Origin of the sequence: Devosia sp., assembly GCF_048261455.1 — a bacterium.
In the GTDB taxonomy this organism is placed as follows: domain Bacteria; phylum Pseudomonadota; class Alphaproteobacteria; order Rhizobiales; family Devosiaceae; genus Devosia_A.
In genome coordinates, this window is the sequence record NZ_JBLXGA010000002.1 from 143720 (window position 1) to 169613 (window position 25894).

The 25894-nt window shown below is 66.2% G+C and carries 24 protein-coding genes and 1 pseudogene; 11 read left to right on the plus strand and 14 right to left on the minus strand.

Features of this window, described 5'->3' with window-relative positions:
* Nucleotides 1–154 precede the first annotated feature (154 nt).
* The 6 genes from trxA to ACN0TK_RS02730 all read right to left on the minus strand — a co-directional run bounded on the left by trxA (nucleotide 155) and on the right by ACN0TK_RS02730 (nucleotide 12064).
* A complete protein-coding gene (gene trxA / locus ACN0TK_RS02705; protein WP_417307903.1) occupies nucleotides 155–478 on the minus strand; it encodes a thioredoxin in 324 nt (107 codons plus the stop codon).
* Nucleotides 479–557: 79 nt separating this feature from the next.
* Nucleotides 558–3977, minus strand: a complete 3420-nt coding sequence (gene addA, locus ACN0TK_RS02710) for a double-strand break repair helicase AddA (RefSeq protein WP_417307904.1) — start codon at nucleotides 3975–3977, stop codon at nucleotides 558–560.
* Nucleotides 3974–6937, minus strand: a complete 2964-nt coding sequence (addB, locus tag ACN0TK_RS02715) for a double-strand break repair protein AddB (RefSeq protein ID WP_417307905.1) — start codon at nucleotides 6935–6937, stop codon at nucleotides 3974–3976. Before addB ends, addA begins: the two co-directional genes overlap by 4 nt.
* A 52-nt stretch (nucleotides 6938–6989) precedes the next feature.
* Nucleotides 6990–7430, minus strand: a complete 441-nt coding sequence (gene tsaE / locus ACN0TK_RS02720; RefSeq protein WP_417307906.1) for a tRNA (adenosine(37)-N6)-threonylcarbamoyltransferase complex ATPase subunit type 1 TsaE — start codon at nucleotides 7428–7430, stop codon at nucleotides 6990–6992.
* 56 nt (nucleotides 7431–7486) lie between these two features.
* A complete protein-coding gene (locus ACN0TK_RS02725) occupies nucleotides 7487–9805 on the minus strand; it encodes a PAS-domain containing protein (protein ID WP_417307907.1) in 2319 nt (772 codons plus the stop codon).
* 399 nt (nucleotides 9806–10204) lie between these two features.
* The gene (locus ACN0TK_RS02730; RefSeq protein WP_417307908.1) at nucleotides 10205–12064 is read right to left on the minus strand and encodes a polysaccharide biosynthesis protein; all 1860 of its coding nucleotides are present in this window, start codon (nucleotides 12062–12064) and stop codon (nucleotides 10205–10207) included.
* Between the two features lie 118 nt (nucleotides 12065–12182).
* On the opposite strand from ACN0TK_RS02730, the gene ACN0TK_RS02735 reads away from it, so the two are divergent.
* The 7 genes and pseudogenes from ACN0TK_RS02735 (at nucleotide 12183) to ACN0TK_RS02765 (ending at nucleotide 17507) form a co-directional block, all read left to right on the plus strand.
* Entirely contained in the window at nucleotides 12183–12797 is a 615-nt protein-coding gene (locus ACN0TK_RS02735) for a ribonuclease D (RefSeq protein ID WP_417307909.1), read from the plus strand.
* Nucleotides 12798–12801: 4 nt separating this feature from the next.
* Nucleotides 12802–13449 carry a hypothetical protein gene (locus tag ACN0TK_RS02740; RefSeq protein WP_417307910.1) on the plus strand — a complete coding sequence of 216 codons (648 nt, stop codon included), beginning with the start codon at nucleotides 12802–12804 and terminating at the stop codon, nucleotides 13447–13449.
* Nucleotides 13449–13847 (plus strand): annotated as a pseudogene (locus ACN0TK_RS02745) (LptA/OstA family protein); the annotation flags it as partial. The gene ACN0TK_RS02740 and the pseudogene ACN0TK_RS02745, both read left to right, overlap by 1 nt.
* Nucleotides 13742–14644: an LPS export ABC transporter ATP-binding protein gene (gene lptB, locus ACN0TK_RS02750; protein ID WP_417308135.1), complete on the plus strand. Its 903-nt coding sequence runs from the start codon at nucleotides 13742–13744 to the stop codon at nucleotides 14642–14644. The pseudogene ACN0TK_RS02745 and the gene lptB, both read left to right, overlap by 106 nt.
* A gap of 107 nt (nucleotides 14645–14751) precedes the next feature.
* Nucleotides 14752–16254, plus strand: coding sequence for an RNA polymerase factor sigma-54 (rpoN, locus tag ACN0TK_RS02755; protein WP_417307911.1), 1503 nt, complete (start codon nucleotides 14752–14754; stop codon nucleotides 16252–16254).
* Between the two features lie 183 nt (nucleotides 16255–16437).
* Nucleotides 16438–17004, plus strand: coding sequence for a ribosome hibernation-promoting factor, HPF/YfiA family (gene hpf, locus ACN0TK_RS02760; protein WP_417307912.1), 567 nt, complete (start codon nucleotides 16438–16440; stop codon nucleotides 17002–17004).
* Nucleotides 17005–17039: 35 nt separating this feature from the next.
* Entirely contained in the window at nucleotides 17040–17507 is a 468-nt protein-coding gene (locus tag ACN0TK_RS02765) for a PTS sugar transporter subunit IIA (protein ID WP_417307913.1), read from the plus strand.
* 27 nt (nucleotides 17508–17534) lie between these two features.
* Here ACN0TK_RS02765 and ACN0TK_RS02770 read toward each other — a convergent pair whose 3' ends face one another.
* Entirely contained in the window at nucleotides 17535–17786 is a 252-nt protein-coding gene (locus ACN0TK_RS02770; protein WP_417307914.1) for a DUF1150 family protein, read from the minus strand.
* A 41-nt stretch (nucleotides 17787–17827) separates the two neighbouring features.
* Nucleotides 17828–18247, minus strand: coding sequence for an Hsp20 family protein (locus ACN0TK_RS02775; RefSeq protein ID WP_417308136.1), 420 nt, complete (start codon nucleotides 18245–18247; stop codon nucleotides 17828–17830).
* A gap of 130 nt (nucleotides 18248–18377) precedes the next feature.
* On the opposite strand from ACN0TK_RS02775, the gene ACN0TK_RS02780 reads away from it, so the two are divergent.
* Nucleotides 18378–19238 (plus strand): glycosyltransferase family 2 protein, encoded by an 861-nt coding sequence (locus ACN0TK_RS02780; RefSeq protein ID WP_417307915.1) that lies wholly within the window; start codon nucleotides 18378–18380, stop codon nucleotides 19236–19238.
* 3 nt (nucleotides 19239–19241) lie between these two features.
* On the opposite strand, the gene ACN0TK_RS02785 is transcribed toward ACN0TK_RS02780, so the two are convergent.
* From ACN0TK_RS02785 to ACN0TK_RS02805, 5 genes are all read right to left on the minus strand, one after another.
* A complete protein-coding gene (locus ACN0TK_RS02785) occupies nucleotides 19242–20135 on the minus strand; it encodes a ribokinase (protein ID WP_417307916.1) in 894 nt (297 codons plus the stop codon).
* The gene (locus ACN0TK_RS02790; RefSeq protein WP_417307917.1) at nucleotides 20132–20650 is read right to left on the minus strand and encodes a DUF1697 domain-containing protein; all 519 of its coding nucleotides are present in this window, start codon (nucleotides 20648–20650) and stop codon (nucleotides 20132–20134) included. Before ACN0TK_RS02790 ends, ACN0TK_RS02785 begins: the two co-directional genes overlap by 4 nt.
* A complete protein-coding gene (locus ACN0TK_RS02795; RefSeq protein ID WP_417307918.1) occupies nucleotides 20647–21267 on the minus strand; it encodes a YdeI/OmpD-associated family protein in 621 nt (206 codons plus the stop codon). Before ACN0TK_RS02795 ends, ACN0TK_RS02790 begins: the two co-directional genes overlap by 4 nt.
* Nucleotides 21267–22100, minus strand: coding sequence for an arylamine N-acetyltransferase family protein (locus ACN0TK_RS02800; RefSeq protein WP_417307919.1), 834 nt, complete (start codon nucleotides 22098–22100; stop codon nucleotides 21267–21269). The genes ACN0TK_RS02795 and ACN0TK_RS02800 overlap by 1 nt, the downstream gene beginning before the upstream one ends.
* Nucleotides 22101–22186: 86 nt before the next feature.
* Nucleotides 22187–22321 (minus strand): hypothetical protein, encoded by a 135-nt coding sequence (locus ACN0TK_RS02805; RefSeq protein ID WP_417307920.1) that lies wholly within the window; start codon nucleotides 22319–22321, stop codon nucleotides 22187–22189.
* A gap of 95 nt (nucleotides 22322–22416) precedes the next feature.
* Between ACN0TK_RS02805 and ACN0TK_RS02810 the strand changes: the two genes are divergently transcribed.
* Both ACN0TK_RS02810 and mbfA read left to right on the plus strand, forming a co-directional pair.
* Nucleotides 22417–23358: a LysR substrate-binding domain-containing protein gene (locus ACN0TK_RS02810; protein WP_417307921.1), complete on the plus strand. Its 942-nt coding sequence runs from the start codon at nucleotides 22417–22419 to the stop codon at nucleotides 23356–23358.
* A 95-nt stretch (nucleotides 23359–23453) separates the two neighbouring features.
* Nucleotides 23454–24437, plus strand: a complete 984-nt coding sequence (gene mbfA, locus ACN0TK_RS02815; RefSeq protein ID WP_417307922.1) for an iron exporter MbfA — start codon at nucleotides 23454–23456, stop codon at nucleotides 24435–24437.
* Between the two features lie 43 nt (nucleotides 24438–24480).
* Here the strand turns inward: mbfA and ACN0TK_RS02820 are convergent, their stop codons facing one another.
* Nucleotides 24481–24975 carry a DUF2306 domain-containing protein gene (locus ACN0TK_RS02820; RefSeq protein WP_417307923.1) on the minus strand — a complete coding sequence of 165 codons (495 nt, stop codon included), beginning with the start codon at nucleotides 24973–24975 and terminating at the stop codon, nucleotides 24481–24483.
* A 90-nt stretch (nucleotides 24976–25065) separates the two neighbouring features.
* Here ACN0TK_RS02820 and ACN0TK_RS02825 point away from each other — a divergent pair, with 90 nt between their 5' ends.
* The gene (locus ACN0TK_RS02825) at nucleotides 25066–25839 is read left to right on the plus strand and encodes a LytTR family DNA-binding domain-containing protein (protein WP_417307924.1); all 774 of its coding nucleotides are present in this window, start codon (nucleotides 25066–25068) and stop codon (nucleotides 25837–25839) included.
* Nucleotides 25840–25894 lie beyond the last annotated feature (55 nt).

The following is a 25894-nucleotide window of genomic DNA, read 5'->3' on the forward strand; positions in this document are numbered from 1 at the left end:
ACCCTCGCGCCTTGCGCTCCAAGGCATGGCTTTGCGCGCGGGGCGGATTGTCGGGGAAAGGTTTTTGGGCGGAGGTTGGCCCTTCCAGAAACACAAACGCCGCCGGCAGGGAGGTGCCGGCGGCGTGTGAAAATATCGGGATCTGACGGTCAGATCAGGCGGCGTAACCTTCGAGCCATTTGGCGAGGCCAGCCTTGGGCGTGCCCGCACCGATCTTCATGTCGGCGGCTTCGCCGCCCTTGAACAGGATCATGGTCGGGATCGAGCGCACGCCGTATTTGACAGTGGTGTTCGGGTTTTCGTCGACGTTGAGTTTGACGATCTTCACCTTGCCCGCGAGTTCGGAGGACAGCTCCTCAAGCACGGGCGAAATTGCGCGACACGGGCCGCACCACTCGGCCCAGAAATCGACGAGCACGGGCTCTTTGGAAGACAGAACTTCCTCGCCAAAATTGGCGTCGGAAACTTGTGTTGTCATGGGCTTTGCCTTTTGGGTTGAAAGCGGCGGTTTGTGTGATCCAAAAGCTGGTTAGAGTCCAGTGTCAGTACAAGCAATGTCACCGGATGGTGAACTCCTGCGCCGGTTCCGCCGATTCAGCGCTTTCGAATTCTAGCAGTGATTCCAAGCTAGTCCAGAGAATGGCCGCGCGCACCCTGTAAGAGGGGAAAAGCTGGCCTGCAACACGCGCATAGACCGCGAGCTGTGCCCGATAGGCTGGGCTGACCAATTCCGGGTCCATGACAGGGTGTGCATCTGACTTAAAGTCGACAACCAGCACTTCGGTTCCGCTGACCAGCAGCCGGTCGATACGGCCGGCGATGGTGACCGGGGCGCCGTCGCGCGTGGCATGGGCGAGGAACGGCACCTCGGCGCGGCTGTCGGGGCCGAACAGGACGGCGAGTTCGGGCCGGGTCATGATCGACAGCGCCTTGTCGACGAGACCGGCATGGAGGTCCGGCGCATCGGGCAAAAGGGTGAGGAGCGCATTGGTGCCGACCGACTGGCGCTGGGCCTCGGGAACGCGGCCAAGATGCTGCAGCAGCGCATGGAGCGCCGTGCCGGCCTGGCGGGCGGTTTCGGGGTCAAGGCTCTGTTCGGCGCGCGTTGCGAGAATGCGGGCGGGCGTCGCCTTTTCGCCCAGCGCCGAGGGGCGGACGATTTCGCGCGTCGGCGGCGCGGGCAGCGGCGGCAGGACGAGCGGCGTGGCGTCGGCGGCCCCGGCCAGGGCCAGTTCACCGAGCGGCGCCGGTGCCGGCCGCTCGCGCGGATAGACATGCGCAATGGTGGCGCCGGTGTCGTCGACGATGGCTTCGGCATCCGCGAGCAGCGCCGATTCTATGGCTTCATACCAGCTGCCCTCGGGCTTGCCGCCCTTGGTCAGATAGCCGGTGACATAGAGTTCGTCCTCGGCGCGGGTCATCGCCACATAGAGCTTGCGCCAGTATTCGGCCTGCCGCGCCGCATCGGCATTGGCCTTGTGCTCCAGCGTCTGCGGTGCGTGGCTGGCGCTCGAGGGGGCATGAATGAACAGCGGCGGCTCGGCATTGAGATAGACCGCCCGGCGGTCGCGGCCGCGCTCGGTGGTCCCGGCATCGGCCATGATGACGATGGGCGCTTCGAGCCCCTTGGCCCCATGCACGGTCATGACGCGCACGCCATTGCCGGTATCGGCGAGTTCGCGCTTGATGGTGACAGCGCGGCTGCGCAGTTCGGCAAGAAAGCCGAGCAGCGAGGGCTGGGTCGCCTGTTCGTGGGCCAGCGCCAGATCGAGAAACGCGGCCATGACGTCGTCGATCTCGGGGCCGAAGCGGGCCCGCATGCGCTGCAGCCCACCCCCGGCATAGAGCACGTCGGCATAGAAATTGAACGGACGGTCGAAATCGAGCCGGCTGCGCCAGACGGTGAGCTGAGCGTAGGCGGCGGCGACCGACGGAGTGGTGGTGGCGGCCATGGCGCGCCATAGCTGGGTCTTGTCGCCGCGATCATGGGCGAGGCCCAGCAGGTCATTCTCGCTGACATCGAAAAGCGGCGAGCGCAGCAGGGCCGCGAGTTGCAGATCGTCGGCGGGGTTGGACAGCACGTCGCCCAGCGCCATCATGTCGAGGACGCCCAGATGGGTGGTGACGCCGAGCCGGTCGGCACCGGGCGTCGGGATGGCCTTCTCGTTGAGGGCACGGATGATTTCGTGGAACAGCACCGAGCGGACCTGAACGAGGATCAGGATGTCATCGGCGCGGACCGCGCGGCCACGGGGCCCCAGCGGCCGGCCGCTGTCGAGCCAGTCGCGGATCTGTCCGGCGATGCGCTGCGCCACCTGACGCGGGGCGCTGGTGATGGCGGAATCGGGCGGCTTGGTCGGCCACTCGCTGTCATCGGCCGGGTCGGTGACGGCCTCGATAAGCGGCCAGAGCGTGACGGCGCCGCCCTTTTCGGCGCGCGCCGTCTCGTGCAGCAGGCCGTCTTCTTCCAGCGCCCCTTCGCGCAGGTCGTCGCGCTGAAACACGGCATCCACCGCGCGCAGCAGATTGGGCAGGGTGCGGAAGCTATAGCGCATGGGCACGTCGACGATCTCGATGTCGACGGCGCGGGCCGAGAACGCGTATTGGCGCTGGGCGTTGACGAATTCCAGCGGATCGGCGCCCTGGAAGGAAAAGATCGACTGTTTCTGGTCGCCCACGGCGAAGAGGGTGCGCGGCCGGTCGGCGGCGCTGTCGCCGAAAAAGAAGTCGTCGATGAGCGCGCCGACGACGCGCCACTGCTCGGGATTGGTGTCCTGCCCCTCGTCGACGAGGATGTGGCTGAGGCCCGCATCGAGCTTGTAGCGCACCCACAGCCCCTGATCGGGGTCGCGCAGCAGGGCGGACAGGCTTTCGATCAGATCGTCGAAATCGAGCAGCGAGCGGCTGCGCTTGGCCGCCTCGTAGCGGGCGGAAATGGCGGCGACAATCTCCAGCATGGCGGCGGAGCGGACGTAGAGTCCGGCGGCGACCATGGCGCCATGCAGCGCACAGAGGCGATCGGCCTCGGCGATGATCTGTTCGGCGAGATCGGGCAATTTGGCCACGACCGCCTTGGTCAGCAGCCGGGCGCGGGGCTGGCGTTCCTTGGTGAGAAAGGCGTTGAGCAGGCTTTCGGCATCGGGCTGTTCGGGGTTCACCTCGGCGAGGCGATCGACAAAGCTGGTGCCGCCGGGTTTCGGTGAAACCTGGGCAAAGATTGCGTCGTGGTCGGCCCGGGTCAGCGGATAGCCATCGACGATATCGGCATACAGATCATCGGGCCGGCCGGGATTGCCTAGCAGCTGGCGCAGAGTGCGCAGCGCGCGTTGCGGGTTCTCCAGCACACGGCGCAGGGTGCGCTGCTGGTTCAGCGCCTCGATGATGGCCTGTTCGATCTGGAAGTCGCTGAGCAGGCCGAAGAGCGTATCGACCGCGTCGGCGCTGGTGTTGCCGCGCAGGCCCTCGGCCAACACCATTTCGCGGGCTTCGAGCAGCATGCCGTCGCGCTCGTGTTCTTCCAGCACGGCGAAATCGAAGGGCACGCCGGCCTCGCCGGGAAAGCGGTGTAGCACCGCTTCGCAGAAGGCATGGATGGTCTGGATGCGCAGCCCGCCGGGGGTTTCGAGCGCATGGGCGAAGAGCGTGCGGGCGCGGATCCGCATGCCGGCGGTCGGCGGGCTGCCGGTGAGCGCCGTGAGGTCCTTGACCAGTTCGGCCTCGTCATCGAGGGCCCATTTGCCCAGTCGCTTGGCCACGCGGTCGCGCATTTCGGCGGCGGCGGCCTTGGTATAGGTGAGGCAGAGGATTTCCTCAGGCTTTGCCCCACCGAGCAGCAGGCGGAGCACCCGGGCGGTCAGAACATAGGTCTTGCCCGAGCCGGCATTGGCACGCACCCAGACCGAGCGGTCGGGATCGGACGCGCGGCGCTGCGCCGCGATGATGTCGTCGGGCATGGGGGTAAGGAGACGACGGCTCATTCGTCCACCCCCGAGGTCAGCACCCATTCGTCGGTGCGGGCGAGATGTTCGTAGTCGCGGCGGAAGCGGCGGCCGGCAGTGGGGCGCGGCTTGATGTCGGGCACCATGGGCAGGTCGCCCCGCAGCAGGAAGGCCTGAACGTGGCGCTGGAGGCGCCGGACGATTTCGTCGACGGCCTCGGGCAGCGTCATGCCGGGCGGCAGCTTGAACGGCTTCAGTTCCAGCGCCGCGGGGCCGAGGCCGATCTTGAGATAGGTGAGCGCCGACGCATCGAGGGGCGGCACGTCGGGGAAACGGCCGGCATGCGCCATCGCCGCCTCGAGCAGCAGTTGCGGTGCCTCGAAACTGCGCATTTCGCCGGGCGCCGGCACGCCGCCGGTCTTGAAGTCGATGATCTCGAGCGTGCCGTCGGTGAGGATATCAAGCCGGTCGGCCTTGCCGGAGAGCACGAAGCCCTCTAGCGCCGGGAAGGCCCATTCGCCCTTTTTCTCGGCGACGCGCCGGGTGACGATTGGGTCGCGATCGCGCTCGTACTGCAGGATCTGCCGCGCGGCGTGCTCGAAACGGCGCAGCCAGATGTCGCGACGCTCGCCGATGGCGTCGAGGCCCTCGAACTCCTCGCGGGCGAACTGCATCAGATGGTCGTGCGCGTCCTTGGCCATGAAGTCATGGCCCTTCTCGATGAAGGTTTCGAAGACGTGGTGGATCATGGTGCCGCGCTCACGCGCGCTGGGGTCGGCGCCGAGCGGATCGAGCGGGCGGAGGCGCAGGACGTACCTGGCGTAGATGTCATAGGGCGAGCGCATCAGCGGCTCGATATCGGTGATCGACAGGCGCCGCGGCCGCTGGGCCGCGCTCGGCATGGGCGCCGGGCGGGGCGCGGGCTTCGGCGGGCCGGCGAAGTCGATGGCCTGGGCCTGACGCAGCCAGATGTCGCCGCGCCGGCGCAGGGTTTTGGCCGCCTCGGTGCCGATGAAGGCGTCGAGCCGCTGCAAGAGCGGTGAGGGCAGCGCCGGGGAGGTGCCCAGCCGCGCCGCATAGGCGACGAGCACTTCGGCATTGCCCATGGCCATGGCGAAATCATGCGACGCCTGACCCTGCCGGCGCTCGGGCGGGGCGAGGCCGATGTCGATCCGCATCTTGCGGCTGAGCCATGGGCCGGGATCGGCGATCGGCGGCCAGATATCCTCGTTGAGCCCGGCGAGAATCAGCAGGTCCGGGCTTTGCAGGCGCGCTTCGAGTTCGCCCCAGATGTGGATGTCGTCGCGCACCGTGGGCATGGGCTGGGCATTGGTGCCGGCGAGGAGCGCGGCAAGCACCGAGTCGAGCTGCGCCGGGCGGAAGGGGGCGCCGGGCGGATGGCTGGCGATATCCTGGGCCCAGCGGGCGAATTCGTCGCCGCCGGGCAGGCTGGCGCCACCGGTGAGCGCAGCAATGGCGCTGCCGAGCGCCGTGGCGAGGTCGGCGGCGCTGATCTCGGCGCGATCGATGAGGGCAAAGACCGGCGCCAGCGCGGTGCCCAACTGGTCGAGCAGTCCGGTGAGCTCGGTATCGGCTTCGACAAGTTGCTTGAGCCCGGCGAGGCCGGGGAGCGGCCGCGCGGCGCGCAGCCGGATGTCGAGCGCGTCGGCCAGGCGCCAGACGGCGCTGCGCTCGCCACCCAGCGTCACCGCGGCACCGCGCAGCAGGGCGACGATATCGACGGGGGCGTAATTGTATTCGGCTACGGCAAGAATCTGGCGGGCCAACCGGCCGGCGGCGGCCTGATAGAGCGGCGTGCCGACGGCGTCGTCGACGATGATCCCATGGCGCTTGAGTTCGACGGCGATGCGGCGGGCGAGGTTCTGGTCGCGCGAGACGATGCCGACGGTGCGGCGTTCGACCAGCGCGGCGCGGGCCGCGAGGGCGATGGCGCGCGCCTCGATATCGGCATTGGGCGCGGCGAGAATGGCGACGCCCTCGAGCGCTTCATTGACCGGCAGGTCGCGGCGGCGGGTGGCCCAGCCCGCCGTCTCGTCGGCCGGGGCGAGCGCGGCGCGGACCAGCGCGGTGCGGGCGGCGCCGACGCTTTCGGTGTCTGTTGCGAGATCCTGCACCTCGGCGACACCGGCGCCGAGGCGGCGCAGCAGCTGCATGAGGACGAACTGCGGATGGCCCTGCGCCGTGTCGCCGGCCAGGAGCGTCTCGTGCTGGGCGGCACTGAGCGTCGTATCGAGCCCGGGCAGCACCAGCACGCCGCGCGGCAGGTCGGCGATGGCTTTCAGCAGGTCGCCCGTCGCGGGGATGGAGCCGGTGGAGCCGGCAGCGATGACCGGGCGCTCGCCATAAAGCCGCGGCGCGGCCTCGGCCTGGCGCGCGAGACGCTGGTTGCGGGCTGCGGCGGCGTCGATCTTTCCGCGTTCGGCCAGCGTTGCCGGCCAGGCGGTGAGTACTATTTCGAGGAATTTGAGGATCTGCTGCCAGTTGGCGGCGAGTTCGTCGGGCACCAGTTCACGGAGGCTCTGCGGGTCGACGGCCTCGATGGTGAGGTCATCGATGACGGTGCCGAGCGAGTCGGCGAGCCAGAGCACCTCGGCGGCATTGGGTGGCGAGGCGAAACCGTCGGCGCTCATGGCAAAGGCGCGGACCAGCGCCGACAGGGTCAGCCGGCGCTCGAGCGGGCTCGCCACCGGCATGGGCGTCGGCAGGTCGTAGGGGGGCAGGAAGGGTTCCTCGTCGGCCACCTCGCCGCCGAAGGTGCGGATATCGGGCAGCAGCGCGACGCCACCGAGACGACTGGCGAACTCCGCCGCAAGCTGCAGCCGGGCGCGGCGTGTCGGCAGAATGATGGTGATGTCGGACAGCCAGAAGGCGCCTTCGCGCGGCCAGTCGCCCAGCAGCGTGCCATCGAGCACCCTGTCGCACAGCGTGGTGAGAAAGGGCGCATGTGGGGCAATGGTGAAAAGCGAGTCGCGAACCATGCGGGGGATATGAGCGGGCGGGCGCCGGGAAGTCCAGCCGCGGAGACGCCGCTCAGCCGCGCGGGCGCCGGGTCAGCTGCACATGTCGGCCGCCGGTGGCGGAAATGGTGAGGGCAATGGTGAGATCGGCGCGGTCAGAAAGGCTTGGCGCGCGCTCGGGCCATTCGATAAGGACGATCGCCGTGGGATCATCGAAGAGGCCCAGTTCATCGATCTCGTCCTCGCCGCCGAGTCGATAGAGATCAGCATGGAGGATAGGGCCCCCTGCCCCATCGTAAGGCTGGACCAGCGCAAAAGTCGGCGAGGGCACGGCGAGCCCGGGATCGCCGGCGAGAGCGCGGATGGTGGCACGGGCCAGCGCGGTCTTGCCGGCACCGAGATCGCCCCTGAGCAGGATCAGATCGCCCGGCTCGGCCGCCGCGGCCAGGCGGACGCCAAGTGCGGCGGTCGCCGCGTCATCGGGCAGGTCGAGCGTATCGGGCAGGTCGCGCATGGCGCAGTGTTAGCCGAGGGTCGACGGCGCGGCCAAGGACAATTGCGTGCCTCGGCCTATTCGGCCGCGCCGGCCATGGAAGCGTCGGAGGGCAGCGAGACCACCACCCGGCTGCCGCGCGGCTCGCGCCGTTCGATGGAAATCGTGCCACCGTGCATGTTGACGAAGGATTTGACGATGACGAGCCCGAGACCGGCGCCGCGCTGGCGGGCGGCCGCGGCGCTGTCGGTGCGATCGGTGAGTGCGGCGCGCACATCATCGGGCATGGCGGCGCCCTCGTCTTCGACGATGAACTGGATGCGTCCGGAGCGGCCGGTGACGGTGAGGTGCACTTCGCCGCCCGGCTCGGAAAAGCGCGCGGCGTTGGAGAGCAGATTGTAGAGCACCTGCACGATGCGGGTGCCATCGGCGATGAAGGGCGGCAGGTCGTCGTCGAGTTTGACGGTGAGGTTGAGCGAGGTTTCGCCCTCGACCTCGGGGAAGGTGGCGGCGAGGCCGGCGCGGGCCTTTTCGACCAATTGCGCGATATCCTGCGGCTCGGGGCGCAGTTCGGCAATGCCGGCATCGACATTGGCGATATCGAGAATGTTGTCGATCAGGACGCCCAGGGTGACCGAGGAGGCGCGGATATAGTCGGTATAGCTGTGCTGGCGCTCGTTGAGTTCGCCGACGACGCCGGAGGCCAGCAGATCGGCAAAGCCGATGATATTGGTGAGCGGCGAGCGCAGCTCGTAGGAGACGTTCTGGACGAAGGCATCCTTGAGCCGGTCGGCCGTGATCAGCGCCTCGTTGCGCTCCTTGAGGACGCGCTGGTAGTTCGCACTCTCGGTCACATCGAGGAAGGTCATCAGGCTCTGCCCGTCGGGCAGGCGCACCACGGCATAGTCGATCAGCTTGCCATCGGCGCGGGTGAGGCGGCCCTGGCGGTCCGAGCGGGTCGGGTTGAGATCGATGATCGACTGCTTGAGATCGCGCCAGATGCCGGCACCGTCTTCGGGCATCGCCTGGGCGACCGCCGCGGAGATCGCATCGATATGCGGCTGCTCGGCCAGCAGGTTGGCCGGGATCTTCCACAGGCTGGAGAGCCGCGGATTGGAGAGCGTCAGCCGGCCATTGGTTCCGAACACGGCAACGGCTTCGCTGAGCGAATTGAGCGTCGAGCGCTGCACGTCGAGCACGGCGCGATGTTGGCTCTTCAGGTTCAGCTGGTCGGTGATGTCTTCGAAGACATAGATGACGCCGCCCATGGCGCCGGCCGGCGCGGCGATGATCTGCACCACCCGGCCATCGGGCAGGTACCAGGGTTTCAGTTCGCGCGGCACCTTGAGCTGGTAGCTGGCGAGGTGGCTGGCGCGCCAGGCGTGATAGTCGGGCTCGTTGGGCAGTTTGCCGTCGGTGCGGAGCTTGTCGAGAATGGCGCGCTCATCCATGCCGAGCTGCAGCCATTCGGGGTCGAGCCCCCACAGGGCGCAATAGGCGCGGTTGAACTGCACCAGCTCGCGGCCGGCATTGAAGATGGCGATCGGCGTCGTCAGCGCATCGATGATGGCGCTGAGATGGTTGAGGCCGGAATCGGCGTCGCGCTTGACGGGGCGCGGATGCAGGAAGCCGGCGGCGCCATCCGAATAGGGCACTTCGATAAGGTCATAATCGCCGGCGCGGCCGAGGCTGACCGGTACGCCCTGGGGCGTTGCGGCTTCGCGGTCCTTGCGGCGGACGGGAATGTCGAGCAGTTCGGCCGGGCGGTCCTCGGTCGAATGGCGGCCCAGGGTGCGGGCGAGTTCGTGATAGGCGGCGTTGGCATAGACCAGTTCGCCGGTGTCGTCGCGCAGCCAGGCCGGATCGATGAAGCCGTCGAGCAGCGGGCGCGCATCGGCAGGGCGGGCTTCGGGCGGTGGCGCCGGCACGGCGCCCTGCACGGTCGCGGCAGGCCGTAGGCGCAGGACGACGCCATTGCCCAGGCCGGTGCCGGTGGCACGGACCAGATGGCCATCGCGGGCGCGGACGGTGATTTCGAAGGTACGGCCGGTCGCCCGCAGCTCTTGCACGTTCTGGGCGAGATCGCCGGCGCCCGAGGGGCCAAGCCATGCGGTGAAATCGAGGGCGGCATCGGCGCGGCGGCCGGGTGGCAACAGGGCGGACGCCTGACCGAGGAAGCGCGGCGGCGAGCCATCGCCGCCCCACAGCACGATGATTTCACGCGAGCCCGAGAGCAACGCCTCGTATTCGTCAAGGCGGGCGCGCAGCATGGCGATCTGGTCGGCGGCGCGGCTTTCGGCCAGGCGCCGATCGCGCAGCAGGCGGCGCACCAGCGCCGTGGCAATGAGCCCGAAGGCACCGGCACCGAGTGCAATGGCCAGTGGAGCGGCGCCCATGAGAGAACTGGAGGCCAACCCCTGGGCAAGGGCGGGCGTGGCTGTAACGAGCGCAGCCAGACCGACAGACAGGCCTGAAAAACGAGCGAATCCCCAACCGTTCCGGAGATTATCCGGCGCCATGCATTGCCCCTTATGCCGATGTGTGATGGCGCTGCCCGGCGAAAGTTCGCGGCTGCACCTACGCTTTACTGATGCGGTGCGCCCGGGTGGGCCAACCGCATCGCCGGACCAAACCCATGCCCCGCGAATCACACGAACTTAACGGGCCGGGATTCGCACAAAAAGAGTCAAATTGTATGTGAAGAGCGGGGAACTTGCGGTGGGGGGTGTTGACCCGAGTCCGAACAGTGAACAATTGGTTAACACGTACACGGATTTGCCCGTAGTAATCGCCGCTTAGCGCTCCGTGAGGGCAAAAAGCCGTTCGCGCACCTTTTCCTCGTCATTGCTTTCAAGGGCGGCGCGCAGTTGCACCAAAGCCATAGGCAATTCGCTCGCCGCGTCCTGCTTGAGCACGGCACGCAGGATTTTTGGCTGGCTGGTGCGGGTCGCCTGCGCCGGGTCGAAGAACAGTTCTTCGGTAAGCTTTTCGCCCCGCCGGGCGCCGGATTCGACGATTTCGATATCGCCATCGGGATTGTCCGCATCGCGCAACGTCAGGCCGGCGAGGCGCACCATGTTTTCGGCCAGATCGACGATGCGGACCGGCTCGCCCATTTCGAGCAGGAAGATATCGTCGCCCGCGCTGAGCGCGCCGGCCTGGACGATGAGTTCGGCGGCTTCGTGGATGGACATGAAATAGCGGGTCATGCGCCGGTCGGTGAGGGTCACCGGCCCCCCGGCGGCGATCTGTTCGCGAAACAGCGGCACGACGGAGCCGTTCGACCCCAGCACATTTCCAAAGCGCACGGCGCAGTAGCGGCGACGGCTGCTGTCGCCCTGCCCGCCATAGTGCCGGACGATCAGCTCGGCCCAGCGCTTGGTCGCCCCCATGACGGAGGTCGGGCGCACCGCCTTGTCGGTGGAGATCAGGACGAAATGCTCGACTTCTGCGGCGATGGCGGCCTCGACCAGACTGAGCGTGCCGAAGACATTGTTGCGCACGCCCTCGAAGACGTTCTGTTCGACCAGCGGCACGTGCTTGTGGGCAGCGGCGTGGAAGATGACGTCGACCGCGTGCTCGCGCATCACCCGGTGCAGCAGCCCGGCATCGGTGACGGAGCCGAGGACCGGCACGACGGGGCAGGAGGTCAGCGACCGCAATTGCCGGTCGATCTGGTAGAGCGCGAATTCATTGGCCTCGAGCACGATCAGCCGGTTGGGCTGCCAGCGCACGATCTGGCGCGTCAACTCCGAGCCGATGGAGCCGCCCGCCCCAGTGACGAGAATGACCTGCGCCGTCAGCAGGCTCCGGAAGAGTTCGGGTTCGGGGGGCACGGCGGAGCGGCCGAGCAAATCGTCGATATCGATCTCTCGCAGCTGGCTGACGAGGTATTTTCCCGAGGCCAGATCGGCGATGGCCGGTAGGGCGCGGATCTTGACCGCGTGCTGGCTGAGCTCGGCGATGATCTCGCGACGGCGGCCCGCATCCATCGAAGGGATCGACAGGATCACCTCTCTTACACCGCGATTCTGGATCAGACCGGCAAGGGCCGAAGGCGGATGGACGCGGATGCCGGAGACGTCGCGGCCCTGCAGGGCGCGGTCCTCGTCGATGAAGGCCGCCACATGGCTGCGCGAATGGGCGTTCAGCGCCATGGCGAGCTGCACCCCGGCTGCCCCTGCCCCATAGATCACAACGCCGGCCGTCCCGCCTTGGCGTTCCTGCGGCGTGGCCAAAAGTGACTTGGCGGCAAAACGCGAGCCGGCAACGATCATCACCGCGAAGCTGAAATAGAGCAGCGGCACGGTGCGCGGGAAGATTGCCAGCCGGGTCGCTTCGGCGAGAAACAGCACCATGACCCAGACCACGGTCGCCAGAGCCACCGCCTGGATAATGGTCCACATGGCACGCTCGGGCAGGTAGCGAATCACGGCGCGATAGAGGCCGAGCCGGATGAAGATCGGGATGGCGATCAGCGGCGCGAGTGCCATCAGCGCCAGATGCGGCGTGGTCGGAGAGAACGAACCGCCGAGCCGCACCTGGAAACTGAGCCAGAGCGCCCCGAACAGCGCCAGCAGATCGAAGGCGATCAAGATCAGCCGCTTCGGGCCGCGCTGCAAGGCGCTGAGGACGTCCCGGATCTGCTGCAACATTGCCCCGCCTGACCGCATCGTGAATACGTGCCTGCGGTTCTAGCCAATCCGTCGCGGCCTTTCCAACGCCATTGTGCTATGGCATCAGGCAAGAAATGCGATTGGGACGAACCGTAAGATGACAATCAGACTGCACCGGGGCGACCTGCCCGACCTGTCGCGCTATGGCCGCGAAGTTGCAATCGACACCGAGACCATGGGGCTGAACCCGCATCGCGACCGGCTGTGCGTGGTGCAGCTGTCGCCCGGCGACGGCACTGCCGACGTGGTGCAGATTCCGGCCGACTCCAATGAGGCGCCGAACCTCGTGGCGCTGCTCGGCGACCCGGACCGCACCAAGATCTTTCACTACGCGCGCTTCGACATCGCAGTGCTCAAGCACCGCTTCGGGGTGATGACTGGGCCGGTCTATTGCACCAAGATCGCCAGCAAGCTGGTGCGCACCTATACCGACCGGCATGGACTGAAGGACCTGTCGCGCGAGCTGCTGAACGTCGACATGTCGAAGCAGCAGCAGAGCTCGGACTGGGGGGCGGACAAGATCACCGATGCTCAGCTCGAATATGCGGCCTCGGACGTGCTGCACCTGCACGACCTGAAGCGCCATCTCGACCGCATGCTGCGGCGCGAAGGCCGGGCCGAACTGGCGGCCAGATGTTTCGATTTCCTGTCGGCGCGGGTCGAGCTCGACCTGCTCGGCTGGGACGAAACCGACATTTTCGCGCATAGCTGAGCGAATGGCGGCGGCGGCGGATTTCGGGGCCGACAGCAAACAGCGCAACGCGCTGTACGCCCGATTGCGGCAGCGAAACCGTCTCGTCGCAATCCTGAGGGTCGGCGTTCCGGCGATCGGTCTGGTGGTGCTTTTGGCACTCGTTGGCTTGATCGTCCTGCAGAGCATCGGCGCGCAGTTCGGCATCGCCAATCTGCGGATCGACCGCGACAACATGGTGGTCGACAGCCCCAAGCTGACGGCCACCGGACCGGACGGGGCGCTCTACGATCTCGAGGCCAGAGAGGCCCGGGCGGCGATATCCGATACCAATCAGGTCACCCTGTTCGACGGGACGCTGGGCGTCAGATCGACCGATGGACCGAGCTATGTCGCCAAGATGGCCGAGGGCCAGCTGGCGGTTGCGTCGCAGCAACTAACGGTGCCCGGACGGGTCGACCTTTCGGGCAGCGACGGGATGACCGGCGTGCTGAACCAGGTGTTCGCCGACTTTATCAACAAGACGATGCACGCCGACAATGGCGTGCTGATCACGCTCGAAGACGGCTCGGTGATCGAAGCCGATACGATGCAGTATGATGGCAAAGAGCGAGTGTGGCAGTTCGAGCGCGTGAAGCTGACCTTGCCGATGACTCCGGGAGACACCGAATGATGTTGAAGCGCCTGCTGTCATTCGCGGTGGCCGTCCTGCTGGCGGTGGCACCGGTCCATGCAGCCGGTGTGCCGCTCGAGGTCAATGCCGATACGTTCACGATCGACGAGGCCGGCAAGACCGCGACCTTTACCGGCAATGTGGTGATCACGCGCAGCGGGATGACGCTGTGGGCCCGGACAGTGGTCGTCACCTATGGCAGCGGTGGCGAGAACGACATCGACCAGATGACGGCCAGCGGCAATGTGCGGATCAAGACGACACAGCAGGAGGCGCGCGGCGACCGGGCGCAATACGATCCCGATACGCAGATCCTCAGGCTGATGGACAATGTGACGGTGACCAATGCGCAGGGCACACTGAAAGGGCCGCTGCTGGTGGTCAATGTCGCCACCAATGTCAGCACCTTCAGCGGCGGCACCAGCGGTGGCCGGGTGACCGGCGTGTTCACGCCGCAATGAGTGTCGACCAGAGCGGCTGGCTGGTCGCGCATAGCCTGAAGAAACACTATGGCCGCCGCACGGTCGTGCAGGACGTGAGCCTGGCCGTGCGCCGCGGCGAGGCCGTGGGCCTGCTGGGGCCGAATGGCGCGGGCAAGACGACGGTGTTCACCATGCTCATGGGCCTAGTGAAGCCCGATACCGGCCGGATTTTGCTCGACGGGCACGAAATCACATCGCTGCCGCTGTTCCAGCGCGGTCGGCTGGGCATGGGCTACCTGCCCCAGGAAGCCTCGATATTTCGCGGGCTCAGCGTTGAGGGCAATATCCTCGCCGTACTGGAAGGCCATGTGAAGCGGCGGTCCGAGCGACAGGAGCGGCTCAAGGCGCTGCTGGACGAGTTCGGCATTTCCCATCTGCGCAAGGCCAATGGCATGGCACTGTCGGGCGGCGAGCGTCGCCGTGTGGAAATCGCCCGGGCCGTGGCCGCAGACCCGGTGTTCATGCTGCTGGACGAGCCCTTTGCCGGTGTCGACCCGATTGCGGTGAGCGAGGTGCAGGGCCTGGTGCGGCATCTGACGCAGCGCGGCATCGGCGTACTCATCACCGATCACTCGGTGCGCGAGACGCTGGCGCTGGTCGATCGGGCCTATCTGATCCACGAAGGCAAGGTGATCATCCAGGGCAAGCCCGAGACAATCGCGGCCGACCCTGAAGCCCGCCGCGTCTATCTGGGCGACAGCTTCCACGTGTAAGTATTCACGCAGACGTTAACCGATATTGGCACGCTTCTTGCTGTCTGCCGCAGTTTGAGTCATGCTGCTTTCCGGGAAGTCAAAATTTCTGTGTGTGGAGTTATAGCATGGCCATGACGCCACGGCTTGAGGTTCGCCAGAGCCAAAGCCTGACGCTCACGCCACAATTGATGCAGTCGATACGACTGCTGCAACTCAGTCATCTGGAACTCAACGCGTTCGTCGAAATGGAATTGATGCGCAACCCCCTGCTGGAGCGGGAGGATGGCATCGAGGCCAGCGACGCGGCGCCGGAGGGACCGGAGATTGCGACAGGCCTCAATGCGGCCGAAGACACCGTGGCCTATGGCGACCGGATCCATTCCGCCGACAGCATTGCGGAAGGCTACGACACCGAAATCGAGAATGTGTTTCCGGCCCAGTCTGCCGCCGAACGGCAGACCGACAGCCTCGAATGGAGCGCCCGCAACGGCGGCGGCGAGGACGCGCCGGATATCGACCAGTTCGTCGCGGCACGGCCGACGCTCAGCCAGCACCTTGCCGCACAGACCGGGCTGATTTTGGCCGATGCAGGCGAACGGCTGATCGCGCAGTTCCTGATCGACAGCCTGAACGAGGCTGGCTACCTGACGGTCGATCTCGACACGGTGGCGCAGATGCTGGGCACCGAGGTCGCCACCGTGGAATCGGTACTCAAGCGCATCCAAGGCTGCGACCCGGTGGGCGTGTTCGCCCGCGACGTCGGCGAATGCCTGGCGCTGCAGCTGAAAGACCGCAACCGGCTCGACCCGCTGATGCAGGGGCTGCTCGACAATCTCGAGTTAATCGCAAAACACGATCTGCCGCTGCTGGCGCGCACCATCGGCGCCGATCGCGAAGACCTGATGGACATGCTGGCCGAACTGCGCCAGCTCGACCCCAAGCCCGGCCGCGCCTTCGAGACGGCGCCCGTCGAGGCCGTGGCGCCGGACGTCTTCGTCAAGGGATCCGCCGATGGCTGGCAGGTGGAGCTCAATTCCGAAGTGCTGCCGCGGGTGCTGGTCAACCGGGTCTATTATGCCTCGGTGACGCGCAAGGCGCGCAATGCGACCGAAAAGACCTTTCTGGTCGACAGCCTCGCGACCGCCAACTGGCTGGCCAAGAGCCTCGACCAGCGGGCGCAGACGATCCTAAAGGTAGCGGCAGAGATCGTCAAACAGCAGGACGGATTCCTCAACGAGGGGATCGCGCGGCTGAAACCGATGACACTGAAGACGGTGGCAGACGCGATCGAGATGCACGAGTCGACCGTCAGCCGGGTGACCTCGAACAAATACATGGCGACGCCGCGCGGTCTGTTCGAGATGAAATATTTCTTCACGACGGCGCTCGGCTCGGCCACCGGCGGGGTCGACCATTCGGCCGAATCCGTACGCCACCGCATTCGCGAGATCATCGAGGCGGAAAAACCCGGCGAGATCCTGTCGGACGATACGATCGCCGACATGCTGAACGGGGAAAAAGGGATCGAAGTGGCGCGCCGCACCGTGGCAAAATACCGCGAGGCGCTCAACATCCCCTCATCGGTGATCCGGCGCCGGCAGAAGCGCGCGCTGGTCGCGGCCCGCTAACGCCCTTACTGAGGGGTTTTCAGCGCGCTGCACGCATGTGCTTAGTCCGCTCAGCACGCGCCCGAAACCGGCTTCGGCCGCATTGCTCCATCCTCAGGGCGGGTCTAGACTCCGGGTGTCGCGCTGCCCATCTCAAGGGAGTCGGGCATTGCGACCCGCAGCAACGACTATAAGAGGAACACCATGACTCTGCGCGTTTCCGGAAAGAACATGGACGTCGGCGATGCCCTGCGGGGCAAGGCCGAGGATCACATCGAGGCCGTCGTCAAAAAGTACTTTGACGGCAATTACACCGGTCACCTGACACTCGAGCCCGAGGGCCCCGGATTCAATTCCGTGTGCATGGTGCATCTCGATACCGGCGCGGTTTTGCAGGCGAGTGCCTATGGGGGAGACGCGATCTCCGCCTATGAGAGCATGGCAACCCATATCGAAAAGCGGTTGCGCCGCTACAAGCGCAAGCTGAAGGCGCACCGGCGCCCGAATGGCGGTGATGAACAACAGGCGCAGGCCTATGTGCTGGCCGCCTCCAACGACGACGAAGTGCATGAGGATTATTCGCCGCCGGTGATCGCGGAAACAACTGCAAGCCTGAGCCAGATGTCAGTCGGCGAAGCCGTGATGCAGCTTGACCTGAGTCAGTCCGAAGTCGTGGTTTTCCGCCATGCTGGACACGGCGGACTAAATGTGGTCTACCGGCGCGCCGACGGCAATATTGGCTGGATTGATCCGGCCTTACGGGCCAACTAGGCCCGTGTCTGGCACCCAGTAACAAGGTCTGTTTCATGGAATTGGCTGACATCCTCGCAGAGGAGTCCGTGATTGCTTGCTCTGGCAACATCTCGAAGGACGATCTGCTGTCACTGATGTGCGAGAAGGCTGCGCAGATGGCCGGCGAGGATGTCGCTGCCGTCCATGAGGCAATCGTCAGCCGTGAACAGCTCGGCTCGACCGGGCTGGGCAACGGCATTGCCATTCCGCATGGCAAGATGATCGGACTGAAGGGCGTGACCGCCGTCTTCGCGCGGCTGGACACGCCCATCGAGTTCGGCGCGCTGGATGACCAGCCGGTCGATCTGGTGATGCTGCTGTTGGCACCGGTGGGTGCCGGCGCCGAACATCTCAAGGCGCTCGCGCGGGTTGCGCGGGTGCTGCGCACAGACTCGGTGACGCAGCAGTTGCGCGCCACCGACGATACCGAAGCGCTCTATGCGCTTATCGTTCAGCCGCTGGCGACCAGCCAGGCCGCCTGATACGCCGAACCTGGGGGCTGACCGCCCCTAGTGCACCGAGACGATGCCAAAGGCCTGTTCGGACAACCAGTCATCGACGGATTCGGAGCTGTCGCCGATCATCAGCGGCGACCCGTCTGCGGCGACGACGATATGATAATCCTGCTCTGCGGCCGGCAGTTCTTCGCCGTTGAGGATTTCGGCGAGCTGGTCGCCGGCAATCTGCTTCACATAGACCACCGCATCACCGCCGAGCGCCATGAACTGGGCGGTCGTGAGATGCCGTAGGGGATGGTCCAACTGAGTTTCGCGGTTTTCTTGCATTTCAGGTTCCCCTTTTCCTAGGCAGAACGGATTTCAATACGCTTGGCGATCTTTTCGGCGCGCGGTCGCACGACGTCGATCGTCAGCATGCCGTTGGCCAGCTGCGCGTCGCGCACCTGCATGCCATCGGCCAGAAGGAAGGTCCGCTGAAACTGCCGCGCGGCGATGCCGCGGTGCAGATATTCGCGTCTGCCGTCATCGTTTTGTCGGCCACGGACCTGCAATTGATTATCCTCCGTCACAACATCGAGATCGTCAGCCGAAAAGCCGGCGACCGCAATAGAGATCAGGAAGGTTTCGTTGCCTTCTTCATCGAGTTGTCGCTCGATGTTGTAGGGCGGATAGCCGTCCGCCGATTTGGCGAGCCGATCAATCCGTTCCTCGACCATGTCGAACCCCAACAGAAAGGGTGCCGAGAACATCGAGACGCGAGACATACAAACCGTCCTTGTTAAAGCAACGTCGTGGACCGGCCCGAGTTTCAGTGGCACCGATCCCAGACCGTGATATGGGTCCCGGGCGCAGCAGCTTCAAGGCTGACTGGACGGCTGGGTAGGGAGACGTACCGTGAGGCAGAAAAGCGTTGCGGTGATCACCCCGGCCTTTGGCGCGCACAAATGGATCGGCGCCGCGGTCGCCAGCGTCCTGGCGCAAAACCATTCCGAGTGGGAACACTGGATCATCGCCGATGACGGTACCGACTATGCGGCGCTGCTCGCCGAGCAGGGGCTGAGCGACCCGCGCCAGCGCTTTGTCAGCAGTGGGGGCGTCGGCTTCGGCGCATCGGTAGCGCGCAATGTGGCGCTTGCGGCGGTCGAGACGCGGCATGCCGCGATCCTCGACGCCGACGACCGGATGAAGCCCGACAAGCTTGACCGGGCGCTGGACGCGCTCGAAACCCATGCGATTGTTTCTTCGGCGCTCGACGTCTGTTCAGGCGATGGGCGCCTGCTGCGGCAAGTCGGAACGGGGCCGGACAGGCTGCTGAGGCCCGGGGCGTACAAGTTTACCAACCTATCGATGGATTCGATGATCGTGTGGGACCGCATGCGCTGCGACGCGCGCTACGACACGACGCTGAGCAACATGACCGACCTCGAACTGCTAATGCAGCTGTGGCAGCAGGCGCCGGCGACCTGGCATCTGGGTCGGCCGGCGCATGACTATTTCAAGATTTCGAGCTCGATGAGCAATGGCGCAGGGTTTACCGAGGGCATGATCCGCTCGAAGCAGACGCTGCTGGCGCGGCTCAAATCCGGCCACTACGCCTTCATCGATCCGCAGGCGACGGCGGGGCTGACGCGGTTTCTCGAGATCTCACTGGCAGCCGAAGCCCGCTATCCGGCGGCGCTTGCGGCGCGGCCGGAGCTGCTGTTCGAGGACCATCTGGAGCCGCTGCTGGCAAAGGCCCGGCGAGAGGCGCGGTGAGGCTCAGGCGAGCGCGGCGTCGACGTCTGCCTTATGGGGAATGGCGGGCTGCGCACCCGGATTGAGGCATGCGAGGCTGCCGGCGACGGCGGCGCGGTGCATGGCCGCCTCGAGGTCCAGCCCGGCATCGAGCCCGGCGGCCAGATAACCGACGAAAGTGTCCCCTGCCCCCACGGTATCGACCGGATCGACCTTGAAGGCCGGGACGGCAAAGCTGGTGTCGGGCGTCGCGGCGCGGGCGCCTTCGGGGCCGAGCGTGACGATGACGGTCTGGTTCTGAGCTTTCGCCCAGTCGGCCATGGCGGTATCGAGCTGATCGATACTGGCGCCGGTCAGCAGCTGGAACTCGGTTTCATTGGCGACGACGATCGAGGCCATTTCCGCCGCGTCGCGGGTGGTTTCGAGAAAGGGCGCGGTGTTGATGATCGAGATGACGCCGCGTTCTCGCGCCAGCTCCAGCGCACGAATGGTCGCCGGTTGCGGCACTTCCTGCTGGACGACGAGGATCGAGCCGATACCCAGCCCGTCGAGCGCCTTGTCGGCATCGGCGGTGCCGAGCGTGCCATTGGCGCCGGGCAGGATGGCGATGACGTTCTCGCCCTCCGCATCGACGAAGATCATGGCGATGCCCGTGGCGCCTTCGACCGTGCGCACGGCGGAGAGATCGACGCGCTCGGCGCGCAAGAGGCCCAGCGCCTGTTCGGCGAAACTGTCGGTGCCGGCTGCGGCGAACATGCGCACGTCAGCGCCGGCGCGCCGCGCGGCGAGCGCCTGGTTGGCGCCCTTGCCGCCAGCGGCAGTCGAAAAGGCCCCGCCCGGCACGGTTTCGCCCGGACGGGGGATGCGGCTGACAGCGCCGATGAGGTCGAGATTGGTGGAGCCGAGAACGGTGATCACGTGAGAACCCTTGGAATGGTCTTCCAGTTGCGCGTGGTGGCAACGGTTCCCTTTTCCAATTGCCGGTCGAACTTGTCCAGCCCCGGCCCGTGCCGACCGTCCGGCTGGCGATGGCCGACGAGGAAAATCTCGCGCGCGGTGACGGCCACGATCTCATAGTCGCCGGGACTGCCGGCAAACTGGCTGCCTTCGGGCAAAGGCGCATCGAACAGCATGACATAGCGCTGCCAGGGCCCATCCTCGGGAAAGGCAGCGAAGGGATCGGCATCAACCATGGCTTCGAGCTCGGCCCGCGTGCGCAGGATCGCCTCGCTGGACCAGCCCCAATGGCGCTCGATTTCAGCCTCGAGCGCCTGCTTGGGATCGGCATCAGCGGTGAAGCGGACATTGCCGCTGGCGAGGATGGTTTTCACGTCTGCGAACCCCAACGCCTCGCAGACCGACTTGAGCTCGGCCATCTTCATCTTGCGCTTGCCAACGTTCACGGCGCGCAAAAAGGCGACCCACTCGGTCATGACGGCTCCTGCGGTGATCTGGTTTTCTGCGGATAGATGGTTTCGCCGCGGCTGAGCATTTCGACGAAGGCGGCCATGCGCTTTTTGCGCCCGGCCTCGGTCTTGAGGTTGTGCAAGCGGAACGCGAGGGCAAAGCGGTTCTGTGCCGTGAGTGTGTCGAACGTCGCCTGTGCAGCGGGATCTGCGGCGATGGCCTCGAGGAAGGGTTCGGGCAGCGGCATGTCTTCGGCCGTGGTGCCATAGGCGCGGTCCCAGCGGCCGTCGGCCCTCGCGGCTTCGACATGCTTCAGGCCATGCTCGGTCATCAGCCCGGCCGCGATGAGCCGTTCGACATTGTCGACATTGACGCGGCTCCAGATGCTCTTTTTGCCGCGGCGCGTGTAGCGCTGCAGGAAGCTGTGCGCGTCAAAGCTCTTGCGGATGGCGTCAATCCAGCCCCAGCACAGCGCCGCATCGATGGCCCCGACCGGGGTGATGGTGGGCCGGCCCGACGCCTTTTTGTGGATCTTGATCCAGAGCTCGTCGGCGCTGTCATGGTGTTCGGCCAGCCAGGCATAGAACCCGTCGAAATCGACGAATTCGTGCACCTTGTCGGGGTCGACGATGACGGGCGGCATCAGTCCGCGGGCGCCGGCGGGGTGCCCTCGAGGACGTTAAGCAGCGCCGGATCGAGCCGCTCGGCCGACGGCAGTTGAATGCCGAACTGGCTGGTCAGCGCCTCGCGGATGCCCGCCACATCGGCGATCGTCGTGCGCTCGAGTTCGCCCTCGGCAGGGTAGATCGACAGCCGGTTGTTCCTCAGCGCCAGGCGCCGGCCCTTGGGGGCGCGGGTGGCGACGAGATTGTCGTGCAGCGAGCCCTTTTTCGACACGGCCTCATTGATCTCATTGAGCCGTTCGGGATCGAGATCGATCTCCTCGAAGCTGTAGATCGGCTTCCAGTCCTCGCCCAGCAGCACTTCGAGCAGCCAGTCGGGCTCGCCGCCCATCAGGCGGAAGGTCTCGTGCGGAGTGGCCTGTTCCCTTTCGGCGCGCAGCCGCAGCGGCGCAGTCGGCGTGAAGCCGCCGAAGCCGACATCGGCCAGCCAGGGCGTGCCGGCGATATCGACGGTCAGCACGATATGGCTGATCGGGCGCTCTTCGGACGGATCGTGGCCCCACAGGACCCGCGCGCCGTGCAGGCGCACGTCGAAATCCAGCGACTCGAGCACCGCCTTGAACAGAAGGTTGTGTTCGAGACAGAAGCCGCCACGTTTATCGAAGAGCATTTTCTGCTGCAGGTTGGACAGCTCCAGCCTGACAGGCGCTCCCATGAGCGCGTCGAGATTTTCGAATGGGATGACCGCCGGGTGCTGCTGATGCAGCTGGCTCAACGTCTCCAGGTTCGGTGCAATCGAGCCGGCAAAGCCGATCCGCTCGAAATAGGCATCGATATTCGCCTCTTCAGCCACGGAGTTCCTCACCGCCGATTCCGGGACCCGTATAATGCTCAAGCCGGGCGGGTTTGTCACGCGGCCGTTATCGGCGGGGGCAGTTTTCAGTCGCAGCGGGGGTGATGCGGGGGCAGATCGGCGAGCTGGCGCGGATCCATGCCGCAGGTGGTTTCCGGGCGGCGCGGCGTTGCCGCATCGATGCTGAGCCAGCGGCGCAGGCTGCGGAGGATCTTGTACATTTTGGCGTGGTCCTTTCGTTGGTTTCGGATGGTATGGCCCTACAGACCGCGCCACAGCAATCGACAAGGTTTCGGCCGCGGTATAGAAAATCTATATGCCGAACCCGTTTGCCATTCCGCTCAATGCCATCCGCGCCATTGAGATCGTCGCCCGCCGCGGGGCGCTGGCGCCGGCCGCCGACGAGCTGGGCGTGACCCCCGGCGCGGTCAGCCAGCATCTGCGGCGGGCCGAGGAGCGATTGGGAATGGAGCTGTTCGAACGGACCCGCGACGGGCTGCGCCCCACCCCGGCGCTGGTGCAGATCCTGCCGCGGCTGAGCGCGGGATTCGCGGCGCTGGAAGATGCCATGGCGGGCCTGCGGGCGCATAACGAGAATGTCCTCACCGTAACGATGGGCAATGTCTTCGCCTCGCGCTGGCTGATCTGGCGGATCGCCAAGTTCAATGCGCTCTATCCCGAGATCGAGACGCGGCTGGTGGTGACCGGGCAGATGATCGACCTCAACCATTCCGACATCGATTGCGGCGTGCGCTTCGGGCCCGGCCCGTGGGAGGGGATCCGCGCCGAGCTGATCGGCGGACAGCGCTATCGTCCGGTGGCGGCGCCGCCGGTCGCGGCGCAGCTGAAGACGCCGGCGGATATCGTCAAGGTGCCGATGATCCACGACACGAGCTCGATGCTGCCCTGGGCGCCATGGTTCGCCGCGGCCGGGCTGGCGCTGCCCAAGCGGATGCCGGGGCCGGTCTATGACGATCCGGCGCTGGCCTTCGATGCGGCGATCTCCGAGCAGGGCGTGCTGATGGCCGTCGACATGATGTCGGCGGATACGATCAGCGACGGGCGCCTGGTGCGGCCGTTCGATGTGAGCGTCGAGGCGGCAGGCGGCTACTGGTTCGTCACCGCCGAAGCCCGGCGCCTGCCGCGCAAGGTGACGCTGTTCCGCGACTGGCTGAAGCAGGAAGTGGCGGATTCGGGCGATGGCTATGTGGCGCAGCGCCAGCGGCTTGAGGCGGCGCGGCAGACTGCGCCAGACTGACGTTTTCCGGACAAGGCAGCCTTGCAAACAGACAGTCTTGCATCGCAAACCGTCCATAGTTTAGAACAGTTCCAAACTATGGAGACATCATTCCCATGCTCACACGTTTCCTGCAGGCGGGCCGCCGGTCGTTCGAATCGCTCGATGCGCGCGAAATCCTGTCGCTCGCCGTCGCCGCCGAAGAAGAGGACGGCGCGATCTATTCGGAGATCGCCATGCGGCTTGCCGAGAGCTATCCCGCAACCGCCAAAGTTTTCGAGGGCATGGCGGCGGAAGAGGACGGGCACCGCCAGCGGCTGCTCGATCTTTATGTCCAGCAGTTCGGGCCGCGACTGGCACCGATCCGGCGCGAGCATGTGCGCGGCTTTCCGACGCGCCGGCCGATCTGGCTGATGGACACGATGAGCCTCGAACAGGTGCGGCAGCTGGCCTGGGAAATGGAAGACGGCGCGGCGCGGTTCTACATGGCGGCAGCCGAGCGGACGACCGATGCCGCGGCGCGGAAGCTGCTCGGCGATCTGGCAGCCGAAGAGCGCAAGCACGCCAATCTCGCCGATCGGCTGGAGACGCAGAATGTCGGCGACAGCGAAAAGGACGCCGAAAAGAGCGAGGCGCACCGCCAGTTCGTCCTGACATATGTGCAGCCGGGCCTGGCCGGGCTGATGGACGGCTCGGTGTCGACACTGGCGCCGGTGTTCGCAGCGGCCTTCGCCACCGGCAACACCTGGTCGACCTTCCTCGTGGGGCTGGCCGCCGCGGTGGGCGCCGGCATCTCCATGGGCTTTACCGAGGCGGCATCGGACGACGGCCAGCTGACCGGCCGGGGCTCGCCGATCAAGCGCGGCGTCGCGTCCGGGGTGATGACAGCGATCGGCGGGCTGGGGCACGCCCTGCCCTATCTGATCCACGATTTCTGGGTGGCGACCACCATTGCCGCCATCGTGGTGGTGATCGAGCTGTGGGCCATCGCCTTCATCCAGCAGCGCTATATGCACACCCCGTTCTGGCGTGCGGCGCTGCAGGTGGTGGTTGGCGGCGCCCTGGTGTTCGGCGCCGGAATCTTGATCGGGAGCGCCTGAGGCGCTCCCGCTGGACTGACACGCTGAGGCGGGGAGGCGGTGCTCAAGCCGCCCGCGCCCGGCCCATCCGCCGCCAGACACTCCATGCGGCCAGCAGCAGGGGGACGATCACCAGCACCGAGGGCAACCAGCCGGCATCGGCGCCGAACAGCACGGCGTGCAGGCGCCGACCGGGCAGCAATGTGAAGGCACCGGCGAGAATGAGCGCGCCGAGATAGACGCCCTGCATTTCGGCGCGGTGGCGGGCAATGTCGCGGTGAACGATGATGCTGTAGAGCCCCTGCCCGATGCCCAAGTAGGTGAACAGAACGAACAGGTGGATCGGGCTGAACGGGCCGATCAGACGGATTTCGTTGATGAACAGCGCGCTGGTCGCGGTGACCAGCATCAGGGCAACCCAGACCCGGCCGAGCCAGCGATGCAGGCGCGTTCCCTTGCGCTGCCACAAGATGGCGGCGCCGAGCAGGAAGGCCATGATGGCCGCGAGGGCATGAATCTGGATGGCGGGCGTGGCGTCGAGCAGAGGTGCGAGGGTCATGAGCGGCGTCCGTGGTTGAACTTGTCACCGCCTAATCGACGGCTATGGTGGCGGCCGCAAACGCCCCTTCGTCAACCGCAGGACGAGTTCGTGAACGACACGCCGCTGCATTCCGCGCTTCGTGAAACGCACCAGCTGGCGCGCGACCCGCGCAGCTGGGCGGTGCTGGCGATCGTGTCGGTGCTGGTCGGCCTCATCGGCCCGTTCGGGACGTTCGAGATGATGGGGGTGGTGCCGCGCATCGGCTATTGGGGCACGATCGTCGTCACGACGGCGGCTGTGGGCACGCTGTGCGCCAGCACGATGGAGCGGCTGCTGCGCCCGCGGTTGCCGGTACCGCTGGCGGCGGTGATCGCCGGGCTGGTGGCGGGCGTGCCGATTGCGCTGGTCGTCACCGGGTTCAATCTGGCGCTGTTCGGCCCGGCGTTCGGGTTCAGCGATGTGCTGACCCTCGTCGCCTATACCGCGCCGATCGCCGCGGCGGTGACGCTGCTGCACGCAGTGCTGGAGCGGCCGGTGCCGCAGCCGGAGACGGGGACCGAGAGCCCCTGGCCGCCGCCACTGCTCGACCGCTTGCCGCACGACAGGCGCGGCACGCTGCTGCACCTCGCCGTCGCCGACCACTATGTCGACGTGACGACGGACAGAGGCACGACGCTGGTGCTGATCCGCCTCGCCGACGCGATCCGCGAGACGGCGCCCGAGCCGGGCCTGCAGGTCCACCGTTCGCACTGGGTGGCGCTGGGCGCCGTGACACGCGGTTTCCGACAGGATGGCAAGCCGGTGCTGGAGCTGAGCAATGGCACCATCGTGCCGGTCAGCCGGACCTATCTCGGCGCGGTGAAGGCGGCAGGGTTGCTTTGAGCATTCGGCGTGCGTTTGCTCTCACAACAGCGACAGTCGTGGGCCGGCGTTCGTA

What these genes read in the sequence shown, in the direction of transcription:
- mbfA (WP_417307922.1), top strand. Translation starts at nt 23,454, where the DNA reads ATGCTCACACGTTTCCTGCAGGCGGGCCGCCGGTCGTTCGAATCGCTC.
- ACN0TK_RS02820 (WP_417307923.1), bottom strand. Translation starts at nt 24,975, where the DNA reads ATGACCCTCGCACCTCTGCTCGACGCCACGCCCGCCATCCAGATTCAT.
- ACN0TK_RS02735 (WP_417307909.1), top strand. Translation starts at nt 12,183, where the DNA reads ATGACAATCAGACTGCACCGGGGCGACCTGCCCGACCTGTCGCGCTAT.
- ACN0TK_RS02805 (WP_417307920.1), bottom strand. Translation starts at nt 22,321, where the DNA reads ATGTACAAGATCCTCCGCAGCCTGCGCCGCTGGCTCAGCATCGATGCG.
- tsaE (WP_417307906.1), bottom strand. Translation starts at nt 7,430, where the DNA reads ATGCGCGACCTGCCCGATACGCTCGACCTGCCCGATGACGCGGCGACC.
- trxA (WP_417307903.1), bottom strand. Translation starts at nt 478, where the DNA reads ATGACAACACAAGTTTCCGACGCCAATTTTGGCGAGGAAGTTCTGTCT.
- ACN0TK_RS02790 (WP_417307917.1), bottom strand. Translation starts at nt 20,650, where the DNA reads ATGACCGAGTGGGTCGCCTTTTTGCGCGCCGTGAACGTTGGCAAGCGC.
- ACN0TK_RS02775 (WP_417308136.1), bottom strand. Translation starts at nt 18,247, where the DNA reads ATGTCTCGCGTCTCGATGTTCTCGGCACCCTTTCTGTTGGGGTTCGAC.
- rpoN (WP_417307911.1), top strand. Translation starts at nt 14,752, where the DNA reads ATGGCCATGACGCCACGGCTTGAGGTTCGCCAGAGCCAAAGCCTGACG.
- ACN0TK_RS02795 (WP_417307918.1), bottom strand. Translation starts at nt 21,267, where the DNA reads ATGCCGCCCGTCATCGTCGACCCCGACAAGGTGCACGAATTCGTCGAT.
- ACN0TK_RS02730 (WP_417307908.1), bottom strand. Translation starts at nt 12,064, where the DNA reads ATGTTGCAGCAGATCCGGGACGTCCTCAGCGCCTTGCAGCGCGGCCCG.
- ACN0TK_RS02740 (WP_417307910.1), top strand. Translation starts at nt 12,802, where the DNA reads ATGGCGGCGGCGGCGGATTTCGGGGCCGACAGCAAACAGCGCAACGCG.
- hpf (WP_417307912.1), top strand. Translation starts at nt 16,438, where the DNA reads ATGACTCTGCGCGTTTCCGGAAAGAACATGGACGTCGGCGATGCCCTG.
- ACN0TK_RS02725 (WP_417307907.1), bottom strand. Translation starts at nt 9,805, where the DNA reads ATGGGCGCCGCTCCACTGGCCATTGCACTCGGTGCCGGTGCCTTCGGG.
- ACN0TK_RS02765 (WP_417307913.1), top strand. Translation starts at nt 17,040, where the DNA reads ATGGAATTGGCTGACATCCTCGCAGAGGAGTCCGTGATTGCTTGCTCT.
- addA (WP_417307904.1), bottom strand. Translation starts at nt 3,977, where the DNA reads ATGAGCCGTCGTCTCCTTACCCCCATGCCCGACGACATCATCGCGGCG.
- ACN0TK_RS02810 (WP_417307921.1), top strand. Translation starts at nt 22,417, where the DNA reads ATGCCGAACCCGTTTGCCATTCCGCTCAATGCCATCCGCGCCATTGAG.
- addB (WP_417307905.1), bottom strand. Translation starts at nt 6,937, where the DNA reads ATGGTTCGCGACTCGCTTTTCACCATTGCCCCACATGCGCCCTTTCTC.